This is a genomic window from Cyanobacteriota bacterium (assembly GCA_025054735.1).
Lineage (GTDB): Bacteria > Cyanobacteriota > Cyanobacteriia > SKYG9 > SKYG9 > SKYG9.
Genome location: JANWZG010000477.1, coordinates 1 through 2,631, shown reverse-complemented (window position 1 = coordinate 2,631; position 2,631 = coordinate 1). Strand labels below are relative to the sequence as shown.

Annotated in this window: 3 protein-coding genes; 2 read left to right on the top strand and 1 reads right to left on the bottom strand. The window is 52.0% G+C overall.

Annotated features, from left to right (window positions below):
* Positions 1 to 38 precede the first annotated feature (38 nt).
* Both NZ772_17045 and NZ772_17040 read left to right on the top strand, forming a co-directional pair.
* Positions 39 to 473 (top strand): hypothetical protein, encoded by a 435-nt coding sequence (locus tag NZ772_17045; GenBank protein MCS6815263.1) that lies wholly within the window; start codon positions 39 to 41, stop codon positions 471 to 473.
* A 282-nt stretch (positions 474 to 755) separates the two neighbouring features.
* On the top strand, positions 756 to 1,769 hold the full coding sequence (locus tag NZ772_17040) for a methyltransferase domain-containing protein (protein MCS6815262.1): 1,014 nt from the start codon (positions 756 to 758) through the stop codon (positions 1,767 to 1,769).
* A 191-nt stretch (positions 1,770 to 1,960) separates the two neighbouring features.
* On the opposite strand, the gene NZ772_17035 is transcribed toward NZ772_17040, so the two are convergent.
* The gene (locus tag NZ772_17035) at positions 1,961 to 2,530 is read right to left on the bottom strand and encodes a Uma2 family endonuclease (protein MCS6815261.1); all 570 of its coding nucleotides are present in this window, start codon (positions 2,528 to 2,530) and stop codon (positions 1,961 to 1,963) included.
* Positions 2,531 to 2,631 lie beyond the last annotated feature (101 nt).

Genomic DNA, 2,631 nt, shown 5'->3' with positions numbered 1-2,631 from the left:
AGCTATTGGGAGAAGTGAATCCACCTGACGAGCGGGGAATGGATTGGCAACAGGAGTTGATTGCTACCAACCTGTTGGTGTTGGGCTACAACGCTTGGGCTGGATATCTTAATGGTGAGCGGGGTGCCTTGGTTTGCAGCACCAATGCGCCCGTGGTGGGCATTGCAGGCGAGGGGTTCAAGACCCACTTTGTGCCCCGATCGCGCCTAGCTGCCTTTTTGAACGCTTGGTTAGCCGCGCCTGATACGGTGATTCTGCGTCATCACTTTATGAATGCCCACATTCTAGACGCAATAGACACCTACAATCCTGCCACCGAGTTGGTGCTGCTGCTGGAATCCTCTAACCAAGTCACCTTCTTTTATCTAAAAAACCTACCGATAGCGCCGCCCCATTGTTACGAACAAGTCTGCAAAAGCTGGGAAGAGTTTCAACCTGCTGTCTGTGCCCTAAAAAACCTATCTCGTGGTTGAGAGTTACACGGCAATTCCCATGCTGAAATCTGCATCACCCTGGACAGATTCCAACAGTGGTTTATTCTTTTGTTAAACTTTGTTGCTAAACTTAATGTAGTTAACTCTCGACGTAGTGATGGCAGCGATTATCTGCCATATGCGATCGTCCCATGCCCACCCAAACCAAGACCCATAGCTAACCCTTCCCACCTTCCTTCGTGTCCTTTGTGTCCTTGTGGTTAGCATCCCTCTCACAAACGACACGGCCCCAATGCTTATCCTCTGAAGACCATCATTTCCATGATCAACATTCTCTTGCTGATAATTGCCATTTTCCTGAGCTTACTACTAGTTGGGCTTACCCTTTACCTCCTCTTTCCACGCAAGTATCAATCTGCCGATTCCGTCGCCAACTCCTACGACGATTGGACGAATGACGGCATTCTGGAGTTCTACTGGGGTGAGCATATCCATCTAGGTCACTATGGCTCGCCGCCTCAACGCAAGGACTTTCTGCAAGCCAAGGCCGACTTTGTGCATGAAATGGTGCGATGGGGGGGCTTGGACTCTCTGCCACCCGGTACCACTGTTTTAGATGTGGGCTGTGGGATTGGTGGTAGCAGTCGCATCCTCGCGCGGGACTACGGCTTTGTGGTGACGGGCATTACCATCAGTCCCCAGCAAGTGCGACGTGCTCGAGAACTGACTCCACCTGGGGTAACAGCCCAGTTTCAAGTAGATGATGCCCTGGCGATGTCGTTCCCGGACGCTAGCTTTGATGTGGTCTGGTCGATCGAAGCTGGCCCCCACATGCCTGACAAGGCCCTGTTTGCTAAGGAACTGCTGCGGGTTCTGAAACCGGGTGGCATTTTGGTAGTGGCAGACTGGAACCAGCGGGACGATCGACAAAAGCCCCTGAATTTCTGGGAGAGACTAGTCATGCGGCAACTGCTGGATCAGTGGTCTCATCCTGCCTTTGCTAGTATCGAAGGCTTTGCAGAAACCTTGGCTGCTACGGGGTTGGTGGATGGTGACGTAATCACCGCTGACTGGACAGCAGAAACCCTCCCCTCTTGGTTGGATTCCATCTGGCAGGGTATCGTCCGTCCAGAGGGCATCATCCGCTTTGGCTTGATCGGGTTGATTAAATCTTTGCGAGAAGTGCCCACATTTCTGCTAATGCGGTTGGCCTTCGGGACTGGGCTGTGCCGGTTTGGTATGTTCCGAGCCGTGCGTGCTCATACTCCGGGGAGCGAGGTTGGTGGTGAGGTAGCGCAGGTTGACCAGACGATGGAACAACTGGTGCGATCGTAGGGGTACCTGTCATGTTCGCCCCTACCCTCTTCTAACTTGACAAAGCAACTTGGAACTGGTTCAGCTCCTATTCTGCCAAGTTTAAGGCAAGAGTTGGGGATGGGAGCAATTCATACCTGCGTTCAACAACACCCCCTTAGTGCTCTTGAGTGCTCTCGATGGCTTTACGATGATGTTGATTGTAGGCCGAGTCAGGGGAAAATTTGAGCCAGAGCAAGGGGCTGTTCTCCAATGGGCAGGACGATTGTGGTAGAGGGGGTGAAAATACGGCGATTTAGGTACTCAAATTGTCCAGTTGGGAGTTGAGCAGGTTCGCTATAGGCTTCTAGGGTGCGATCAACTAGGTTAAACAGCCAATAGTGGGGAATGGCAGCCTCGGCATAGAGAGACAGTTTCACTGTGCGATCGTACTCCAACGAGGTATCAGCAACCTCAATCACCAGCAAAATATCCGCTGGAGTAGGATGGGCAGTAGTGTAGTCATCTTCTCGGTTACGGAGAACAGCAAAGTCGGGTTCAGGTTCCCCATCAAAGGACAACACAATAGGTGCTTGACACTGTAAGGTGGCCTGATTATTCAGTGACTGGGGCAGTTGGCGTAGCAAGCGCCTGATGCAAGCCTCATGCATAACTCCTTTTGCTGCCATTTGCATCAACTCTCCCCGAATCAGTTCAATGTGGTCATCTTCGCCTAAAAAGCCAAGTTCCACCAAACGGTGATAATCCTGCACTGTGAAGCGCTTGGGTTGTGCTGCTAGCACGGGTGGAGTAGTAGCCATAGCGGATGGCTCTGGGGCAACTACTGAGGCAACTTCTGGGGCAACTGTTGAGGCAACTGTGGATGTCATGGCACAAAACCCAG

What these genes read in the sequence shown, in the direction of transcription:
- NZ772_17045 (MCS6815263.1), top strand. Translation starts at nt 39, where the DNA reads ATGGATTGGCAACAGGAGTTGATTGCTACCAACCTGTTGGTGTTGGGC.
- NZ772_17040 (MCS6815262.1), top strand. Translation starts at nt 756, where the DNA reads ATGATCAACATTCTCTTGCTGATAATTGCCATTTTCCTGAGCTTACTA.